This window comes from Salinithrix halophila, assembly GCF_042650125.1.
Taxonomy (GTDB): domain Bacteria; phylum Bacillota; class Bacilli; order Thermoactinomycetales; family DSM-45169; genus Salinithrix; species Salinithrix halophila.
The window spans coordinates 389,546-405,866 of the sequence record NZ_JBHSAP010000018.1 but is presented as its reverse complement, the minus strand read 5'-3'; the positions used below and the strand labels follow the sequence as shown (position 1 = coordinate 405,866).

Genomic DNA, 16,321 nt, shown 5'->3' with positions numbered 1-16,321 from the left:
AGATGAACGGGTAAAAAAGTCCAACAGGGATGATTATCGGTTTCGCCAGAGAGGTGACAGAGGTGGGTAAACAGGAACACATCTTGGTGGTGGATGACGAGGATCGCATCCGCCGACTCCTCCGTATGTACTTGGAGCGGGAAGGTTACCGCATTGACGAGGCGGAGGACGGGGAATCTGCATTGGAAAGAGCATTGTCCACAGATTATGACCTCATTTTGCTGGATCTGATGCTTCCGGGTTCAGACGGCCTGGATGTCTGCCGAGAGATCCGCAGTAAAAAAGCGACCCCCATTATCATGCTGACAGCCCGAGGTGAGGAGAGCAACCGGGTAGAAGGGTTTGAAGCGGGAACGGACGATTATGTGGTGAAACCCTTCAGCCCCCGGGAATTGGTTCACCGGGTGAAGGCGGTCCTTCGCCGCGCCTCAGCAACGGCTTTTCTATCGACGGAGACGGAGACCCATCATGTGATCGTCTTCCCTGAGTTGACGATCGATCATGACGCCCATGAGGTGCGTGCAGGTGGAGTGGAAGTTTCCCTTACCCCGAAGGAGTACGAGTTGCTTCACTATTTAGCGGTTTCCCCGGATAAGGTGTTTACCCGGGAGGAATTGTTACGGGACGTTTGGAATTATGAGTTCTTCGGTGATCTACGCACGGTGGACACGCATATCAAGCGTTTGCGGGAAAAGCTGAACCGGGCATCTCCTGCTGCCGCCTCCATGATCAACACGGTTTGGGGTGTCGGTTATAAGCTAGAGGTACCCAAAGAGTGATCTGGCGAAGTGTCGTCGGCAAGCTTTGGTTGACGATCATCGGCCTCGTCACCCTGGTATTGTTAGTGCTCTCCCTCTTCTTGACAGAGCAGATCATGGATACCTATTACAAAGCCGAACTGAACAACCTGGAACAGCTCGCTAATCATATAAAGACCACTCTGGAGCAACCGGGGGACGAGGGCCGGGCGGAAGAATTGCGCTCGGTCTTAAAAATGGCCGACCTATATGATACCTATATGATCATACTCGGCCCGGACGGTTCCGTGCGACCGACTGGCATTTCTCCCAACGTCCCAGATATCCCTTGGCAGGACATCCTGGAACAGACAGAGATTGACCGTGTCTTCAAGGGGGAGGAGCAGGTGCTTCGGGGGCGGGTGATGGTGGAAGGAGACGGGAAATCCAGCTTTCCCCTTTTCAAGGACGAAGTTATGCTTGTGGCTTATCCGCTCCAAGCTCCTGACGGACATATCGATGGGGCGGTGGTCCTTTACCGAACCCAGGAACAACTTTCGGAAAGCCAGATCAAGAAATTGATTTTCTTCTCCGCCCTGATTGGCATCTTCCTAACCACCATCTTCGCTTTCTTCCTGTCAACGCGAATTACCCAGCCGTTGATCCAGATCAAAAAGGCGGCGGAGCGGATGGCCAAGGGCAAATTTTCGACGAGGGTTCCTGTTCGTTCCCATGAGCGGGACGAGATCGGCGATCTCTCTGTGGCCTTCAACCGGATGGCCGCCCAACTGGAGGAATCGATTCACGCCCTTTCCCAGGAGAAGGAACAACTGGCGAGTATTTTGCGCAGCATGGCAGACGGGGTTATCACAATGAACGCCCAGGGCCAGGTGATCGTAACCAATCCGCCAGCAGACCGGTTGTTGGAGGATTGGCACTTCGACAGCGAGACAGACCCCTCTCACGGGGCGCTCCCCTCACCGTTGGATGATATTTTCCTGCGGGTGGTTGAGGAGGAGAGAGAGCTTTTCGGTGATGTCACTATTCACGGGCGAACTTGGGCTGTTGTGATGGGTCCGCTCTACGCCAGGAACCAGGTTCGCGGGGCGGTGGCCGTCTTGCGGGATGTGACGGAAGAACGTCGCCTGGACAAACTGCGCAAGGATTTTGTCGCCAACGTTTCCCACGAATTGCGTACTCCCTTATCCATGCTTCAGGGATACAGTGAAGCTCTATTGGACGGGGTTGCCCAAAGCCCGGATGAACAGCGGGAAATCGTGTCGGTGATCAATGATGAATCACTGCGCATGGGCCGGTTGGTTCGTGAACTCTTGGACCTGGCCCGTATGGAAGCCGGTCATATGCGGCTGGAGAAGGCTAAGGTGGATGTTCCTGGGCTGGGGCGCCGAGTGCTTCGCAAATTCCAGTCGATTGCCCGGGAACAGCGGATCACGCTCACCGGAAAAATCCCCGATTCCATGGCGGAGGCCTGGTGGGATGAAGATAAAATCGAACAGGTACTAATTAACTTAGCAGACAACGCGATCCGCCATACACCGGAGAACGGTGAGGTGACGATCACTTTGGGGCAGGCCGGGGACAAAGCTCATCTGATGGTGGAGGATACCGGCAGTGGAATCCCTGAGGAGGATTTACCTTTTATCTTTGAGCGCTTTTACAAAGCGGACAAGGCACGTACTCGTGCCCAGTCCGGCGGTACGGGATTGGGTCTGGCCATCGTTAAACACATCGTTGAAGCCCATGACGGTACGGTAACAGCCAAGAGCACACTGGGGCAGGGAACTCGTTTTGTCGTTCAGTTGCCCTTGGCGGGTCCGAAGCAGACGGAATAACGCAAAACCCCGGCAGACATTGGTCGTCTGCCGGGGTTTTGCTGTTTCGGTGAGTGTTGTCCTACATGAGTAAGCTGGTGTTTTGGCTGGTGGCACCTGCCGGTTGGTAGGTATTCAATACCGTATTCATGGTTCGTTCTTCCATGGTCGGCACTTGATAATATCCTTTTTGATTCATGTACTGAAAGGTTTCATAGGCTTGTTGGCTACAGGAAACCGCTCCTTGAACCATCACTTGGCGCAGGGTGGGATCGACGCATTCCAGCGAGGCATGCATTCGCATGACGGCAGAGGCTTTTGCACACCCCAACATACCGGAAGCCACATCCCGGTCATCCATTTGCTCCATGGACGTATTGGGACTTTGGGTCTGGGGGTTGTCCAATCCATAAGTTGGCTGTGTTTGTGCAGCTGTTTCGGTTGGCTGCCATGAACCGGGTTGGAGTTGGCGGGGCTGCCTGACAGTGATTGGTCCCCCTTGCTGGTTGATCATGGTAACCATTTGATCATATTCCTGGATCATGTACTGCAATTGACGATCTAAGATTTGACCTAACTGCGGATCTTTCACATGGGGTCGATACAGCTGGAACTGGTTGATTCCGTCAATGGTATCGGTTAATACCTCATGAGCTTCCATGATTTCATGAGCACCCATTTTTTGCTTCACGAAAATCCCTCCATTTTATTTTTGAAATCATGTTTACTATGTTTCATTGCTAACGAAAACATGTTGCACGAAGGCAAAAAAGTCATGAATGATTGGGTGGAAAATGGGCATTTTACTGGTGACAGCCAACATTTTTCAGGGGAGTTGAAGAGAATGCCTTACCGTATTGATCAAGCCGCCCAACAGGCTCAACAGTCTCTGCAGCAGATTCGGCAAATTGCTCAACAGCTTCAACAGACGGAGCTTCAAAATGCTCGTCAGTTTCAACAGGGAGCCCCCGTTGGCAATTTCAGTCAGCGTGAGCAAACGGCCGCCCAGCAACTGAACCAAATTCAACAAATGGTTCAGCAGCTGCAATCGTCTATGGGCGGAGCTCAAGGGATCGCCCCACAGGTTCAAGGGTTGAACCAGGGCTATGCCGCGCAAGGGGTGGCCCCACAAGCCTTCGGGACGGAATTCGCCAGTGAAACCAATGTGCAAGAAGTCCGCAGCCAAAATCAACAAGCCGAGCGTAACAAGCGATAAGCGGATTTTCGAAATACGGAGTATAACCAAGAGCACCTGCCATTTATGGCAGGTGCTCTTGGTTGTTATTTCTGCAGTTCCGGAGGAACTTGGGGGCGCATGATGATTTGGTTGTAGATGACACCCGAAGGCGCGGTTACCATCAGCCAGACGGTTTCAGCCACTTGTTCTGCAGAGAGGGCGTAGTCTTTGGGGTCGTCAAAAAAATCGGTCTGAATAGAGCCAGGGCAGAGGGTGTTCACTTTCACTTCCTCTTTCTTCAGCTCTTGGGTTAGTACCTCGGATAGGGCCATCAGACCGAACTTCGAGGCACAGTATCCCCCGCCGCCTGAAAAAGTGACCGTTCCCGCGACACTGGAGACGTTGACGATATGCCCCTTGCTTCTGATCAGGTGGGGGATCGCGTATTTACAAGCGAGAAAGACACCTTTCAGGTTGACATCCATCATCTGGTCCCAGTCTTCGATGGAGAGATCCTGCACTTTGCCAAATCGGCCGATGCCGGCATTGTTGACAAGAATATCGATTCGTTCTAATTCCTTGGCCGTGGTGTTGATTAAATCCTGTACTTGGTCAGGTTGTGTTATGTCGCACTGGATGGGGAGAATCTGGTCCGGATATTCACGGGTCAAGGCTTCAAGTTTGTCCCTGTTACGGGCGGCGGCTACCACCTGCGCTCCGCTCTTGGCGAAACGGCGAGCGACAGCGGCTCCTAATCCTTTACTGGCCCCGGTAACGATCGCGACTTTTCCGTTCAGGTCTGCCATAGCATTTTTTCCTCCTGTATCGATCTTGAATGGATAGGGGTTTCCCTATACCATGGGTTACCCCATCCTGAGAAAAGGGTAACGGAGAAAAAAGAAACACCGGAGTTTCCTCCGGTGAGACTACTGACAGGCGGCCGGTCTCCGGCGAAGCGCCGTTGGCACCGCCACTCAGCGGAGCGGACATCCCCCACATGCGGGAGGAACATCGGGCGCGGAGTCGGAAATCCGGCTCTTCACCCCTGTTCCGGACTTTGTCCATAACCTCATCGAGGTTTCCTCCGGTATTCCGTCATTGGTTCGTTACAAATCGATGGCGGTCACGGATTGGATCTCGTCCAGTTTTTCCAGATCTTTTAGCAATTCTTCCGGTACCGCTTTATCCACGGTGAGCATCATGATGGCTTGACCGCCGATGTCTTTTCGGCCTACCTGCATGGTGGCGATGTTGACGTCATGGTTTCCGAGGATGGTCCCCACCCGACCGATCGCACCAGGCCGGTCATGGTGGTGAATCAGGAGCTGGTGGCCGGTAGGTAAAATGTCGACGGAGTACTGGTCGATCTTGAGGATGCGAGGGCCAAGCCCGTTCAGGAGGGTACCGGCCACCTGGTGTTCACCGGTATTGGTCTTAACGGTGACGGTAAACAGGTTAGTGAAACCCTGTGCTTTAGAGATTTTCTGCTCCGTGACCCGAACACCCCGTTCTTTAGCCAGATGGGGTGCATTGATATAGTTGACATCGGACAGGTAGTGGGAAAGGGCCCCTTTAAGGGTGATCCGTGTCAACGGTGCTGTATCCCAATCTGCCAGTTCCCCAGAGTAGGTAATGGTCACTTCGTCCAAAGCCCCGTCGGCGGTCTGAATGGCGAACAGGCCCAGCTTCTCAGCCAGAATTTGATAAGGCCGCAATTTTTCTTGAAGTTCAGCCGGAATAGATGGGAGGTTGACGGCATTTTTGAAAGGTTGGTCCCGCAGGATGTGAAGAATTTCTTCCGATACATCGATGGCTACATTCTCCTGGGCTTCCCGGGTGGAAGCGCCCAGATGAGGGGTGGCAATCACCTGGGGCAGGGAAAAGAGAGGATGTTCTCCTGGCGGTTCTGTTTCAAAAACATCGAGGGCAGCGCCAGCCACTTTGCCGTCCTGGATCGCTTGAAGGAGGGCTGCTTCGTCGATGATGCCGCCTCGGGCACAGTTGATTAACCGCACACCAGGTTTCATTTGGTTAAAGGCCTCTGTACTGATCAGGTGGTGCGTTTCCTTGGTCAACGGTGTATGGACCGTAATGAAATCAGACTGGGCGATCGCTTCGTCCAAGGTGGCTTTTGTCACTCCGATCTTATGAGCCCGTTCTTCGGTAAGGTAGGGGTCGTAAGCGAGAACATTCATATTGAATACCCGGGCACGTTTGGAAAGTTCGGTGCCGATCCGGCCGAGGCCGATGATGCCGAGGGTTTTTTTGTTGAGCTCGACGCCGACGTAAGATTTTCGATCCCATTTGCCTTGGACGGTGGAGCGATAACCTTGCGGGATATTCCTAGCCAAGGAGATCATCATAGCAAAGGTATGCTCAGCGGTAGAAATTGTGTTGCCATCGGGAGCGTTGACGACAATGATTCCACGGCTGGTGGCAGCGGGGATGTCGATGTTGTCGACGCCCACTCCGGCCCGGCCGATCGCTTTTAAGTTCTTGCCAGCTTGAATCACCTCAGCCGTTACTTTGGTTTGACTACGGACCAAAAGGGCGTCAGCTTGGCTAATCTCTTCTAATAATTCTTCCTTGGACAAGCTGGTGTTCAAGATCACCTCCACGTCGGGGGCTTGGGTCAGCTTTTCAATACCCTGGTCGCTCAGGGGATCAGTGATTAAGACTCGGTACATGGATGAGTTCCTCCTCTGCTGCTTGGATACCGGCGCCGAGGCGGACCGGGGCTTTAACACGAGCGGCGGCTACTTCGATGGTGGCCAGGGTTGCCAGGATATCGACGGGGTCAGAGTATCCCATGTGGCCGATGCGGAAAATCTTTCCCTTTAGGTGTTGTTGGCCACCGGCGACGCGGACGGAGAGTCGTTTCAGTTCCTTGCGCAGGTCCTCAGAAGACCAGGTGTCTCCACCTAAGACCGAGGTGACGGTGGGAGAGGACGCCTCGTCGGAAGTCATCAGAGTCAGCCCCATCCCTCGGATACCAGCGCGGGTCATTCGCATCATCAGCTGGTGGCGCTCGTAGACGTTTTTCAATCCTTCCTCTTCGAGCATGGTGAGTACTTCCTCCAGACCGAAGAGAAGGGAGACGGCTGGAGTATAGGGAGTTGTATCTTTTTCCAAATTATTCTTGTAAGCTCGAAAATCCAGATAGAAACGGGGCTGTGGATTCGTCTCTATCACTTTCCATGCCCGGTCGCTCACCGCGGCGAAGGCGAGGCCAGCGGGGAGCATGAACGCTTTCTGAGACCCGGTGACCAGGATGTCCAGCCCCCATTCGTCAAACTGGGTTTTCACACCGCCGACAGAACTGACGCCGTCGACAATAATGAGGGCTTCGGTCTCTCGGCGGATGACTGCTGCCAGTTCCGGGATCGGATGAAGTACCCCGGTGGATGTTTCGCAAAAGGTCAGGAAAACAGCCTTTACCTGGGGCCGCTCCCTCAGAAATGTGGCTAGCTGCTCCGGGGTGCAAGCTTCTCCCCAAGGAATGTCCAACCGGTGAAGGGTGGTGCCGTACCGTTCCAGGATCTTGGCGAAGCGGTCTCCAAAGGCCCCAGCGACGACGACGGCGGCTTCATCACCGGGGGAGACGGTGTTCACAGCAGCCGCTTCCAGCGCGGATGTGCCGCTGGAGGTTAGAATAAGGATCGGCTCTTTCGTTCCGAAAACGGGGCCGAGCCGTTGGGAGAGATCCTTCACCAGGCGGGAGCAGTCAGGGTCGCGGTGGCCGATCATGGGTCGGGCCATCGCTTGGGTTACCCGTGGCGGAATCGGGGTCGGTCCCGGGATTTGAAGACGGAACTTGTCTTGGTTCATGGTTTTTCTCCTCACTTAAAAGTGGTTATTCCGGGGGACCCCCGGTGTTTCCCTATACTGAAAAGAGCCTATCGTCCGCACACCACCAGCAAGGCGGTGAGGGACGATAGGCTCGTGTTGCCACCCTCATTCACCCGAGCTTCACAGCTCCGGGTCTTAACGGGTCCGTGAGGACCCTGAGATAACGGTTCACCGATCCGGCCTACTGAAAGGGTTCAGCCGGATGACTCGGGAGTGGACCACCGCCCTTGGAACACCGGTTCCCAGCATTCCCGGCTCTCTGGGGTTCCGTGTAGCGGCTTGGCTCCGTCATGGTCGTTGTTTTTTGGTCGGAAATTTTGATAATTACTCTACCATGGGGGCAGGTAGGTGTCAACCGGAAAAGTTTGAGCCGGTGAACCTTACCTGTCCACCCAATGTGATACGATAAAACAGCCGTTTCATTTCGGAATCGAAAGGGAGAGGGGAGGTCCTATGGCACAAGTTGTTTTCGGAAAGCCGGGTTTGACCGATGGTCTCAACGCGACCCAAAGCGAGGCAGTGACATCGGGGGAGGGTACACTTGCCGTCTTTGCTGGGCCGGGGAGCGGAAAAACGACGGTGTTGACCCGGCGGGTGAGGGCCTTGTTGGAAAAGGGGGTTTCCCCCGAGCAGATCCTGGTGGTCACCTTCACCCGTGCTGCCGCCGAAGAGATGGAGAGACGGATCCGGCTGGGGATTACCTGGGGAGCAGGTTTTACCTTGGGCACGTTCCACTCGATCTTTTTACGGCTGTTTCGCCGGGGAGGTGTTCCGATTCCCCCGCTTCTCTCTGACCGAGACCAGCATCAGTTGATACGTACCCTGCTCACGGCCCGGGAACAACCTGCCGACGAAGAGGCTGTCGCAAACACCGTCAGTCAAATCGGATACTGCAAAAGCAACTTGGTATTACCAGAACGAATGAAGGTGAAAAAAGAGAAAAATAAGGCTTTCCAGGAAATTTTTCAAGCTTATGAGTCGGCGAAGCAAGAGCGGAACGTCTGGGACTATGATGATATCCTGCTCGCTTTTTGCGGCTGGTTGAAAGAATCAGCCAATCCATTGCGGGGCAGGTATCCCTATATTTTGGTCGATGAATTCCAAGATATCAACCGGGTCCAGTTTGAGTGTTTGCGACTGCTTCTTTCCCCAGGGGGAAGTTTATTTGCCGTCGGGGATGATGATCAGGCGATCTATGGTTTCCGCGGGAGTGACCCTCGCTTTATGTTGGAGGTAGCCCGCCGTTTCCCTGGAGCTCAGAGGGTGATCCTTTCCACTAATTACCGATCCACTGACGCGATCATCGCAGCCGGACAAAAGTTGATCCGCCATAATCAAAATCGGCAGGAAAAAGAGCTGTCTGGCACAGGAAGAGAGGGTAGCGAGCCGGATTTCATCCAACCTGCGGATGAAGAGGTGGAAGCGAGGGTGATTCTCGAATCCTTGGAGGATGGTGTAGAAACGGCTGTTCTTTACCGTACTTCCACCCAAGCCCGAGCCATGATCGACGCCCTCGTCCGAGAAGGGATTCCTTTTTCGGTGTCGGCAGGGGATACCGTTTTCTACCGGCGGTGGCAAGTAAGGGACATTCTTGCTTATCTGCGGCTGGCGAAGGATCCCAATGATCTAGATGCTCTCGTCCGGATCGTGAACAAACCGAAACGTTATTTGTTCGGAGAAGAATGGATCGATGCGGTCTGGAGCTTAGCCCGCAAACGAAACCGATCGGTTCTTGCGTCCTTGCCGGAGCTTCCCGGTTTGGCGCCTTACCGAAAAAAAGCCCTCACAACGTTGTTTCGGCAGGTGGAATCCTTACAGGGAATGAAGGCTTGTGAGGCTGTCGAGTTCATCCGTCATGAGATCGGTTACGACCGTTTTTTGGTGTCCTATGCCAAGGACCTAGGTCAGGACCCCCTCTCGTTCACGGAACCGGTGGAGGAGATGTCGGTAGCAGCCCGTTCCTTTGCATCGAGGGAAGAATTACTGGCTCATGTAGAGAAGATGGAGCGGGTAGTAAAAGAGAAACCGGTGAAACCGCGGATTCATCTGATGACTTTCCACAAGGCAAAGGGGCTGGAGTTCGATCGTGTGTACCTGATCGGACTGCATGCGATGACGATTCCTCACCGGCGCAGTCTCCAAGGGACAAACAAAAGGAAAAACACTGCCTGGGAGGAAGAAAGGCGTTTACTCTATGTCGGTATCACCCGAGCGAAGCAAGAGCTGATTCTATCTGCTAGCCGTACCCGCCAGGGAAAACGGGTAGGGCCTTCCCCGTTTTTAAGAGAGATTGGCTGTATCGGTGGAGAGAAAGATTCCAGACCTGCCCCAGAAAAGGGAGAGAAGGGCCAGCCTCAACTCCGTTTTATTCGAGAGCCCTTGGTTGCCGGGGCTACAGTGATTCACAGACGGTGGGGAGAGGGAGAGGTGTTGGAGGTCGAAACCTTGGAGGGATCGGCTCCCGGCCGCAAAGTGGCGCTCCGTTTCGATCACGGTATGATCACTCTCCATTATGAACTCTCTCGCCAGCTGGGATTGATTGAAGCGGCTACCACAAAGAAAACGTGACGGATGTTTCACAAAAATAGCGCCCCCGAAGGGACGCCGGTTTTTCCGCTTTAGCCTTTGTAACGCTCCAGGCTTTCATTGAAGAGCCGATGGGCCGTGTCAACGCCCTCCCAGCCTTCGATGCGGGTTTCTTTGTTTTCCAGGTCTTTATACACCTGAAAGAAGTGTTCGATCTCCTTCAGGGTGTGGGCGGGTACGTCTTTCAGGCTGTTGACACCCTCCCAGCGGGGATCGTCCACCGGTACCCCGAGTAGTTTTTCGTCCTTCCCTTTGTCGTCGGACATCAAGAGTACGCCGATCACCCGGGTTTTGATGACACACCCGGGGAAGGTGGGAAAAGTGGTCAAGACCAGGATATCCAGGGGATCGCCGTCTTCGGCCAGGGTATCTTGCAAATAGCCGTATTCCGTCGGGTAGTGCATCGGAGAATAAAGGACGCGGTCGAGGCGAAAGACGCCCTCTTCCTTGTCATATTCGTATTTGTTCTGGCTCCCTGTAGGGATTTCGATGAATGCGTCCACGGTCAGTTCCTTCTGGGCCATGGAAGTACCTCCTTCAGGTGTGGTATGTATGAAGCTCCTTGGGCTATTTCATTCCTCATTGTATTCCCTTTTGCGGCAGGAATCAATTCTAGCCGCTCGAGCGTGATACAATCAATGGGCATGATTATACAAAAAACGGTGGGATGCTGTATGGATGAAGAGAAACACTGCATCAGTGCAAAGGCTTTTGCAGAGAAATACCGAAAGGGACAGCTGGAGGACGTGGTATTGCTTGATGTACGGGAAGAAGAGGAGTGGCGGGTCTACCGGCTGAATGAGGCGGTACTGATTCCGTTGCAGACGATTCCTTACCGGTTGGACCGTCTGGAGCGAGATAAAAAGACCTATGTTTTGTGCGCCCATGGTGTACGCAGTGCACACGCAGTCCATTTTCTTTATAGACTAGGTTTCACCCAGGTGGTCAATGTGGATGGAGGGTTGGCTGAGGTCAGTCTGTATCTTGATGAACAAGATGTCCGACCGAAATAGAGGCTCGAAGCAAGGGCACAAAAAACGCCGTCCGGTTGTGGACGGCGTTGCGGAGGATTACTCTTCCACTTTGATGGAATCGGTGGGGCAACCTTCCATGGCGTCACGAACATCTTCGTGGAATTCTTCCGGCACTTCGGCGGTACCGGTATTGTCGTCGAGGATTACAAAGGCAATCCCGTCTTCGTCATAGTCGTAGACATCCGGTGCGCAGGCCCCGCAGGCCCCGCACGCGATGCAGGTGTCTTTATCAACCCAGGTACGCATGGTGAAAATCTCCTTCCGTATTTGAAGAAAACCCATTGACCCTCCCCACGCGTAAACGCGGGGGATTCCTACGAACACCAGCCTAATGACCAGTTACCTTAGCAGGCTCTACCCGTGGGCCCCACGGTGAAAACACAGAGTTGCTTTATGGCTCCCTACTTTAGCTTGGTTTTCGCAACTTCGGTGAGCCAAGGTTGTTGAAGATTTTACGTTTCAGGCCGATTTCCTGTAGCAACCCCATGTCTTTAGTTTTCAAAGAGCTAGGAGCTAGTGTAGCACAGAATTGTCGAACTTGCGTGAGGGGTAAAAACACCCTCCCTCGTCTGACGCTCGCTTTCATCCGAATATCTGAAGCTGGGGGTTTTCTCTTGAAAGATATAATAAGCCTGTTTTCAAACCTCATTGTAGAACGGTTTTCAAGGAATTGCAAGAAAAACTACCGGGTGAGAAAATCCCTGAGTGGTTGGTTGGAGAGTGGAGCGAAATGAAAAGTAAAAGATTGGATCACGAGCCCGGGGAATTAACGAGCCGGGTGTTACTGGTGAATCTATATCTGACCCAATTGATTGTCATCTTAGCCGCGGTGGCGCTGCTCTGGTGCCAGGGCAGGCTCCGTTGGGAGCTTTTCGGGTTTAGAGAGGGGCTGTGGTGGGGGTTGGGAGCGTGTATCGGGCTTGGGATCGCCGGTATCAACTGGCTCCTGGGCCGGTATGTTCCGAAAGAATGGATGGACGATGGGGGAATCAACCGGTTATTGTTCCAAGACTTGTCAATCCCTCACATTGCTTTTGTAGCTCTCTTGGTGGCAGTGGGGGAAGAGCTTCTGTTCCGAGGAGCTCTCCAGCACTGGTTGGGCGTCATCGGGACAAGTTTCTTGTTTTCCCTCATCCACTTCCGTTACGTAAAGCGGTGGTTCTTAATGAGTCTGATCCTCTTTGTCAGCGTTCTTCTCGGTTGGTTGACGGAAATCTCCGGCTCTCTGGCTCCAGTGATCTCGGCCCATTTTATGTTGGATTTTGTGCTGGGAACGCTTATTCGTTTGGATCGGTCTCTTTAAGCGGTTCCCGTAATGATCCGAGGAGGAACGGGATATAGTTAAAAAGAGAGGAACCGAAAGGAGAGGACACATGGTTGTACAGCTGTGGATGCAGGCGATTCTAACCTGGGTTTTCTTCCTGATGGCGGTTCTCTGGTTTCCCGATCTTTCAGGACGGACAGGGGGACTGGATCCATGGCGGTTTTTTTCCCTGGATTATCTAACCGCGCTTCTTTTTCTATTTGCCGGTAGTTATAACGGTGTGAGGGTCCTCGCTCGGGCGGTGGGCCGCTTGGCTTCCCTACCGATCCCTTTCCAAGCTTTTCGCCGTTGGCACCACCTTTTGCCTCTAGCACTAGCTGTAGGGGGCTTGTACTGGATGTGGCTGTCTGTTCCCTGGCATGGAGGAGTCGCAATTCTGTGGTTTGGGGGAAGGGAGCTTCAGGTGTGGAGGAGGAAACGGAGAGCGATCAGGCAGAGTGGATGGATCCGGAAAGATAGGGGCGAATCCTTGTTTGATAACTCCTCTTGACAGGAGTCCAACCATCCTTTACTATTAGAAAGTGTCTCTTTCGAGGAGAGGTGTCCGAGAGGCCGAAGGAGCACGATTGGAAATCGTGTAGGCGGTTACCACCGTCTCGAGGGTTCGAATCCCTCCCTCTCCGCCATACCAGTTAAGATGAAAAGAGGGGCCCGCTAAGGTGCCCCTTTTCCATAAACGTTTGGGGGCATAGCCAAGTGGCAAGGCACGGGACTGCAAATCCCTTATCCCCGGTTCGAATCCGGGTGCCCCCTCCAAAACCGTCGATTTAACACAGAACAACCCGGCTGAGCCCCGGTCCCGGGGCTCTTTTTTATACCTGTCCCTGAAAGAGGTCTATAGGTGCAAATAGCGGGTACATTGTGTATGATGGTGAATACAGGAGAAAGAAAAAGGAGACCCGGTCGCGTAACGAATCAGCTTGTACCCTCATACGCTGTATTGTGCGGGTCTCCAGCGAGGGAGGGTAAACCATGCGTGTCGAGCGACTCAGCCGAGATAAAATTCGCTTCTTTCTATCCCTGGACGATTTGATGGACCGCGGGATCGAAAAAGAAGATATGTGGCGGGATATCCCGAAAGTCCATGAGCTTTTCAACGATATGATGGACCAGGCTTATCAAGAATTGGGATTTGAGATTTCTGGTCCTGTCGCGGTCGAGGTCTTTGCCCTTCCTGCCCAGGGAATGGTGGTCGTCGTCACCCGGGGGCGTACGCCTAGCCCTTCGGATCTGGATGAGCTGGATGGCGATGAAATGTATGAGTTGGAAGTTACCCTGGAAGAGAGCGATCAGGTGATCTTTCAGTTCAATGACTTCGAAGACCTCGTTCAAGCTGCTAAGAGCCTCTCAGCCCTGATTCGGGAGGGTGGAAGGGTCTATGCCTACCGTGGCCAATACTTCCTAGTCCTCGACACTGAAATGGAACTGAAAACCCTACAGCAGGGGATTGCGGTATTGAGTGAGTACGGTGAAGCTTCAACCATCACAGAGCACGTTCTTGAAGAATACGGAAAAACCATCTGGGAGAAGGACGGAATCAGCGGAATCCTACATTACTTCTCCTGATTACAGGGATAAGAAACGGTCGCGCCGGGTTGGCGCGGTCGTTTTTATCATTTTTATAACAGGGAGCCTCTGGGTATGCTTTTCCATGAATGGACGGACTGAAAAAATTCCGTCCGATGCAGGTGTTCCCATTGGCTTTTCAGAACGCCTGGGAAGACCTGAGCAATGGAAGCGTGCTGTGTTTGATGAGCCTTGAGGGCCTCCATCATGACTCGCCGATAGGGAGAGACGTCCACACGATGGGTGATTTCATCCACTGGGGTATAATGGACTCCCTCGACCGGATTCGCAGATTCCGGCAGTACCACCCGGTAGAGACGGATGGAAGCAGCCCGGGCGGACGCTTCCACGGCTTTTGTGACAGCCGCCTGAATGACCCGGTGGTCCGGATGGCCAGAGATTCCGTGAGGCGGGAACGTGATCACCGCGTCGGGGTTTACCTGATCGAGGAGCCGGGCCAGATCAGCCGTTAACTGTTCCAAGGGTATTTTCGATAACTGCCCATCGCCGAAATCCCTCAGGAAGACCTCATCGATTCCGAGAAGGGTGGCAGCCCGACGCAATTCCCTCTCCCGGTAATCACCCAGTTCGTCTTTCGTACAGAGGGGAGGGCTGCCGGGGCTTCCCGCCTCTCCGCGGGTAGCACAATAGAGTATAGCCCGTCCTTTTTCTTCTGCATGGATTCGGGCAAGGGTTCCTCCGCAGGCAAAGCTTTCATCGTCGGGGTGGGCAAATGCAAAAAGCAGGGTTTGCAAGGCTTAACCTCCTGTCAGCGGTTGATTCCTCCTTATTATACCCAGGGAAAAGGGAGAGGGCGAAAGAGGGTGTTCTCTTCCTGAAGCCTGGTGTATACTTGGTTATGGATTCATAGGGAACTAATATCTTTTGAGGTGGTCAGGGATGGAACAACAGTCCGATACTTCCAACAGGGGAACAATCGAGGAGAACTTGGACGTCCTCGTCTCAACCCAAACGGTTATCAAACGGGCACTCGATAAATTGGGGTATCCGGAACAGGTTTTTGAACTTCTGAGAGAACCCCTCCGGGTGATGCATGTACGGATTCCGATCCGAATGGATGATGGATCCGTGAAGGTGTTCACGGGTTACCGCGCCCAACATAACGATGCTGTCGGCCCTACCAAAGGCGGGGTTCGTTTTCATCCAGAAGTTACTGAAGGCGAAGTGAAGGCGCTTTCAATCTGGATGAGCTTGAAAGCAGGGATCGTTGATCTCCCATACGGGGGCGGGAAAGGCGGCATCATCTGTGACCCGCGTCAGATGTCTTTCCGGGAACTGGAACGATTGTCCCGTGGGTATGTGCGGGCGATCAGCCAGATTGTGGGTCCGACCAAGGATATCCCTGCTCCGGATGTTTTTACAAACTCACAGATCATGGCTTGGATGATGGACGAATATAGCCGGATTCGCGAATTTGATTCCCCGGGCTTCATCACTGGTAAGCCCCTTGTACTGGGTGGCTCCCGAGGGCGTGAAACCGCCACCGCCAAAGGAGTGACGATCATGATCCGGGAGGCGGCCAAAAAGCGCAACCTGTCTCTCAAGGATGCTCGGGTGGTTATTCAGGGGTTCGGCAATGCAGGCAGCTTCCTAGCCAAATTCATGAATGATTCAGGAGCCAAAGTGATCGCGATTTCCGACGCTTACGGTGCGCTTCATGACGAAGACGGTTTGGATATTGAGTATCTCCTGGATCGCAGGGATTCCTTCGGTACGGTTACGAACTTGTTCAAGGAGACGATCTCTAACCAGGAACTTTTGGAACTGGATTGCGACATTTTAGTTCCGGCAGCGGTTGAGAATCAAATTACGGCAGCCAACGCCCATCGAATCAAAGCGGGTATCGTGGTAGAAGCGGCTAACGGACCGACGACCTTGGACGCAACCCGGATCCTTTCGGAACGGGGAATCCTACTCGTGCCTGATGTTCTGGCCAGTGCCGGTGGCGTAACCGTTTCCTATTTCGAATGGGTGCAAAACAACCAGGGATACTACTGGTCCGACAAAGAAGTGGAAGATAAATTGGAAGAAATCATGGTGAAAGCTTTTGAAAATGTATACCAGTCCTCTCAGACTCGGAAGGTGGATATGCGCCTAGCCGCTTACATGGTGGGAGTGCGTAAAATGGCGGAAGCGTCCCGCTTCCGCGGCTGGGTTTAATGAGGGATTTCTACAGAATTCTGTTCGAAAAAACA

General features: G+C 53.3%; 16 protein-coding genes and 2 tRNA genes. 11 read left to right on the top strand and 7 right to left on the bottom strand.

Annotated features, from left to right (window positions below):
• Positions 1-29: 29 nt before the first annotated feature.
• Both ACFOUO_RS15025 and ACFOUO_RS15020 read left to right on the top strand, forming a co-directional pair.
• Positions 30-779, top strand: a complete 750-nt coding sequence (locus tag ACFOUO_RS15025; RefSeq protein WP_380705959.1) for a response regulator transcription factor — start codon at positions 30-32, stop codon at positions 777-779.
• The gene (locus ACFOUO_RS15020; RefSeq protein WP_380705958.1) at positions 776-2,590 is read left to right on the top strand and encodes an ATP-binding protein; all 1,815 of its coding nucleotides are present in this window, start codon (positions 776-778) and stop codon (positions 2,588-2,590) included. Before ACFOUO_RS15025 ends, ACFOUO_RS15020 begins: the two co-directional genes overlap by 4 nt.
• Before the next feature lie 61 nt (positions 2,591-2,651).
• Here ACFOUO_RS15020 and ACFOUO_RS15015 read toward each other — a convergent pair whose 3' ends face one another.
• On the bottom strand, positions 2,652-3,260 hold the full coding sequence (locus ACFOUO_RS15015) for a spore coat protein (protein ID WP_380705957.1): 609 nt from the start codon (positions 3,258-3,260) through the stop codon (positions 2,652-2,654).
• Positions 3,261-3,413: 153 nt separating this feature from the next.
• Between ACFOUO_RS15015 and ACFOUO_RS15010 the strand changes: the two genes are divergently transcribed.
• The gene (locus ACFOUO_RS15010) at positions 3,414-3,785 is read left to right on the top strand and encodes a gamma-type small acid-soluble spore protein (RefSeq protein ID WP_380705956.1); all 372 of its coding nucleotides are present in this window, start codon (positions 3,414-3,416) and stop codon (positions 3,783-3,785) included.
• 65 nt (positions 3,786-3,850) lie between these two features.
• Here the strand turns inward: ACFOUO_RS15010 and ACFOUO_RS15005 are convergent, their stop codons facing one another.
• From ACFOUO_RS15005 to ACFOUO_RS14995, 3 genes are all read right to left on the bottom strand, one after another.
• Positions 3,851-4,552: an SDR family oxidoreductase gene (locus ACFOUO_RS15005; RefSeq protein WP_380705955.1), complete on the bottom strand. Its 702-nt coding sequence runs from the start codon at positions 4,550-4,552 to the stop codon at positions 3,851-3,853.
• A gap of 300 nt (positions 4,553-4,852) precedes the next feature.
• Positions 4,853-6,433: a phosphoglycerate dehydrogenase gene (serA, locus tag ACFOUO_RS15000; RefSeq protein ID WP_380705954.1), complete on the bottom strand. Its 1,581-nt coding sequence runs from the start codon at positions 6,431-6,433 to the stop codon at positions 4,853-4,855.
• A complete protein-coding gene (locus tag ACFOUO_RS14995) occupies positions 6,411-7,574 on the bottom strand; it encodes a pyridoxal-phosphate-dependent aminotransferase family protein (RefSeq protein WP_380705953.1) in 1,164 nt (387 codons plus the stop codon). Before ACFOUO_RS14995 ends, serA begins: the two co-directional genes overlap by 23 nt.
• Before the next feature lie 474 nt (positions 7,575-8,048).
• Between ACFOUO_RS14995 and ACFOUO_RS14990 the strand changes: the two genes are divergently transcribed.
• Positions 8,049-10,163: an ATP-dependent helicase gene (locus ACFOUO_RS14990; RefSeq protein WP_380705952.1), complete on the top strand. Its 2,115-nt coding sequence runs from the start codon at positions 8,049-8,051 to the stop codon at positions 10,161-10,163.
• Between the two features lie 50 nt (positions 10,164-10,213).
• Here ACFOUO_RS14990 and ACFOUO_RS14985 read toward each other — a convergent pair whose 3' ends face one another.
• The gene (locus ACFOUO_RS14985; RefSeq protein ID WP_380705951.1) at positions 10,214-10,705 is read right to left on the bottom strand and encodes an inorganic diphosphatase; all 492 of its coding nucleotides are present in this window, start codon (positions 10,703-10,705) and stop codon (positions 10,214-10,216) included.
• 150 nt (positions 10,706-10,855) lie between these two features.
• On the opposite strand from ACFOUO_RS14985, the gene ACFOUO_RS14980 reads away from it, so the two are divergent.
• Complete coding sequence (locus tag ACFOUO_RS14980; protein ID WP_380705950.1) at positions 10,856-11,194, top strand: rhodanese-like domain-containing protein; 339 nt, start codon at positions 10,856-10,858, stop codon at positions 11,192-11,194.
• Positions 11,195-11,251: 57 nt separating this feature from the next.
• Here the strand turns inward: ACFOUO_RS14980 and ACFOUO_RS14975 are convergent, their stop codons facing one another.
• Positions 11,252-11,461: a ferredoxin gene (locus ACFOUO_RS14975; RefSeq protein ID WP_380705949.1), complete on the bottom strand. Its 210-nt coding sequence runs from the start codon at positions 11,459-11,461 to the stop codon at positions 11,252-11,254.
• Positions 11,462-11,945: 484 nt separating this feature from the next.
• Here ACFOUO_RS14975 and ACFOUO_RS14970 point away from each other — a divergent pair, with 484 nt between their 5' ends.
• The 5 genes from ACFOUO_RS14970 to ACFOUO_RS14950 all read left to right on the top strand — a co-directional run bounded on the left by ACFOUO_RS14970 (position 11,946) and on the right by ACFOUO_RS14950 (position 14,105).
• The gene (locus ACFOUO_RS14970) at positions 11,946-12,518 is read left to right on the top strand and encodes a CPBP family intramembrane glutamic endopeptidase (protein ID WP_380705948.1); all 573 of its coding nucleotides are present in this window, start codon (positions 11,946-11,948) and stop codon (positions 12,516-12,518) included.
• A gap of 70 nt (positions 12,519-12,588) precedes the next feature.
• Entirely contained in the window at positions 12,589-13,029 is a 441-nt protein-coding gene (locus tag ACFOUO_RS14965) for a hypothetical protein (protein WP_380705947.1), read from the top strand.
• Positions 13,030-13,073: 44 nt separating this feature from the next.
• Positions 13,074-13,165: transfer RNA gene (locus tag ACFOUO_RS14960), tRNA-Ser, on the top strand.
• 56 nt (positions 13,166-13,221) lie between these two features.
• Positions 13,222-13,295: transfer RNA gene (locus tag ACFOUO_RS14955), tRNA-Cys, on the top strand.
• A gap of 216 nt (positions 13,296-13,511) precedes the next feature.
• Complete coding sequence (locus ACFOUO_RS14950) at positions 13,512-14,105, top strand: genetic competence negative regulator (RefSeq protein WP_380705946.1); 594 nt, start codon at positions 13,512-13,514, stop codon at positions 14,103-14,105.
• A 53-nt stretch (positions 14,106-14,158) separates the two neighbouring features.
• Here ACFOUO_RS14950 and ACFOUO_RS14945 read toward each other — a convergent pair whose 3' ends face one another.
• Positions 14,159-14,860: a PIG-L deacetylase family protein gene (locus tag ACFOUO_RS14945; protein ID WP_380705945.1), complete on the bottom strand. Its 702-nt coding sequence runs from the start codon at positions 14,858-14,860 to the stop codon at positions 14,159-14,161.
• Positions 14,861-15,005: 145 nt separating this feature from the next.
• Between ACFOUO_RS14945 and ACFOUO_RS14940 the strand changes: the two genes are divergently transcribed.
• Positions 15,006-16,286: a Glu/Leu/Phe/Val family dehydrogenase gene (locus ACFOUO_RS14940; RefSeq protein WP_380705944.1), complete on the top strand. Its 1,281-nt coding sequence runs from the start codon at positions 15,006-15,008 to the stop codon at positions 16,284-16,286.
• Positions 16,287-16,321: the final 35 nt, after the last annotated feature.

Excerpts from the sequence above, each read along its gene's own strand:
- ACFOUO_RS14950 (WP_380705946.1), top strand. The coding sequence starts at position 13,512 with ATGCGTGTCGAGCGACTCAGCCGAGATAAAATTCGCTTCTTTCTATCC.
- ACFOUO_RS14980 (WP_380705950.1), top strand. The coding sequence starts at position 10,856 with ATGGATGAAGAGAAACACTGCATCAGTGCAAAGGCTTTTGCAGAGAAA.
- ACFOUO_RS14940 (WP_380705944.1), top strand. The coding sequence starts at position 15,006 with ATGGAACAACAGTCCGATACTTCCAACAGGGGAACAATCGAGGAGAAC.
- ACFOUO_RS15005 (WP_380705955.1), bottom strand. The coding sequence starts at position 4,552 with ATGGCAGACCTGAACGGAAAAGTCGCGATCGTTACCGGGGCCAGTAAA.
- ACFOUO_RS14990 (WP_380705952.1), top strand. The coding sequence starts at position 8,049 with ATGGCACAAGTTGTTTTCGGAAAGCCGGGTTTGACCGATGGTCTCAAC.
- ACFOUO_RS14975 (WP_380705949.1), bottom strand. The coding sequence starts at position 11,461 with ATGCGTACCTGGGTTGATAAAGACACCTGCATCGCGTGCGGGGCCTGC.
- ACFOUO_RS15010 (WP_380705956.1), top strand. The coding sequence starts at position 3,414 with ATGCCTTACCGTATTGATCAAGCCGCCCAACAGGCTCAACAGTCTCTG.
- ACFOUO_RS14985 (WP_380705951.1), bottom strand. The coding sequence starts at position 10,705 with ATGGCCCAGAAGGAACTGACCGTGGACGCATTCATCGAAATCCCTACA.
- ACFOUO_RS14965 (WP_380705947.1), top strand. The coding sequence starts at position 12,589 with ATGGTTGTACAGCTGTGGATGCAGGCGATTCTAACCTGGGTTTTCTTC.
- ACFOUO_RS14970 (WP_380705948.1), top strand. The coding sequence starts at position 11,946 with ATGAAAAGTAAAAGATTGGATCACGAGCCCGGGGAATTAACGAGCCGG.
- ACFOUO_RS15025 (WP_380705959.1), top strand. The coding sequence starts at position 30 with ATGATTATCGGTTTCGCCAGAGAGGTGACAGAGGTGGGTAAACAGGAA.
- ACFOUO_RS14995 (WP_380705953.1), bottom strand. The coding sequence starts at position 7,574 with ATGAACCAAGACAAGTTCCGTCTTCAAATCCCGGGACCGACCCCGATT.
- serA (WP_380705954.1), bottom strand. The coding sequence starts at position 6,433 with ATGTACCGAGTCTTAATCACTGATCCCCTGAGCGACCAGGGTATTGAA.